General features: G+C 70.1%; 1 protein-coding gene. It reads left to right on the top strand.

The genetic code is table 11. The features are described from left to right. Positions 1 to 375: ATP-binding cassette domain-containing protein (locus tag ACTJLF_RS34775; RefSeq protein ID WP_440884926.1), on the top strand; the 375-nt coding region annotated here is incomplete at both ends.

The following is a 375-nucleotide window of genomic DNA, read 5'->3' as shown; positions in this document are numbered from 1 at the left end:
AAGACGGTGGCCGTGGTCGGCCCCTCGGGCTCGGGCAAGTCGACGCTGGCGCGGCTGCTGTACCGCTTCTACGACGTGCAGCAGGGGCGCATCACCATCGGCGGGCAGGACATCCGCGAAGTGACGCAGTCGAGCGTGCGCCACGCCATCGGCATCGTTCCGCAGGACACGGTGCTCTTCAACGACACGGTCGAATACAACATCGCCTACGGCCGCCCCGGCGCCACGCGCGAAGAGGTGGAAGCCGCCGCGCGCGCCGCTCGCATCCACGACTTCATCGCCGCGACGCCCAAGGGCTACGAAACCACCGTGGGCGAGCGCGGCCTGAAGCTCTCGGGCGGCGAGAAGCAGCGCGTGGCCATCGCGCGCACGCTG

Source organism: Variovorax sp. 22077, from assembly GCF_052044195.1.
In the GTDB taxonomy this organism is placed as follows: Bacteria; Pseudomonadota; Gammaproteobacteria; order Burkholderiales; family Burkholderiaceae_C; genus Variovorax; species Variovorax atrisoli.
The sequence above is the reverse complement of the archived record's forward strand: the minus strand, read 5'-3'. Positions and strand labels throughout refer to the sequence as shown.